This window comes from Pseudomonas sp. FYR_7, assembly GCF_043106155.1.
GTDB classification, from domain to species: domain Bacteria; phylum Pseudomonadota; class Gammaproteobacteria; order Pseudomonadales; family Pseudomonadaceae; genus Aquipseudomonas; species Aquipseudomonas parafulva_B.
The window spans coordinates 1-703 of record NZ_JBICMI010000037.1 but is presented as its reverse complement, the minus strand read 5'-3'; the positions used below and the strand labels follow the sequence as shown (position 1 = coordinate 703).

Here is a 703-nt window from a genome sequence, read left to right as displayed (position 1 = left end):
CCGTGCGGTACAAGCGCTCGCCATTACCCAGAGGGCTTGCCACGAAGCGCTCGGCGGTCAGCGCCGGGCGGCGGTGATACCCACGGGCCAGGCCTACGCCACCCAGGTACAACTCACCGGCTACCCCCGGCACCACCGGTTGCAGGGCCGCGTCCAGCACGTAGGTGTGCAGGTTGGCGATGGGACGCCCGATGGGCACGCTGTCGCTGCCCTCCTTCACGCAGGTCCAGTGGGTGACGTCGATGGCGGCTTCGGTCGGGCCGTACAGGTTGTACAGGCCGGCCTTGGGCAGGCGTGCGAACACCTGGGCCTGGGCATCGAGCGCCAGCGCCTCGCCACTGCACAGGATGCGCCGCAGGCTGTGGCACCCGTCCAGGTCCGGCGATTGCAGAAACACCTGCAGCATCGACGGCACGAAGTGCAGCGTGCTGATGCCGTGCTGCTCGATCAGCGCCACCAACTGCGCCGGGTCGCGGTGCGCGCCGGGCTCGGCCACCACCAGTTGGGCGCCGGTCATCAACGGCCAGAAGAACTCCCACACCGACACGTCGAAGCTGAATGGGGTCTTTTGCAGCACCCGGTCAGCAGCGGTCAGCTCATAGGCCTGCTGCATCCAGTACAGGCGGTTGGCCAGGGCCACGTGGCGGTTGCCGGCGCCCTTGGGCTTGCCGGTGGAGCCGGAGGTGTAGATCACGTAGGCCAG

1 protein-coding gene is annotated in these 703 nt (G+C 68.4%); it reads right to left on the bottom strand.

Going from position 1 to position 703, the window contains the following annotated elements:
* Positions 1-703 (bottom strand): AMP-binding protein (locus ACF8R3_RS09500; protein ID WP_392515533.1); only part of this gene is annotated, 703 nt, incomplete at both ends.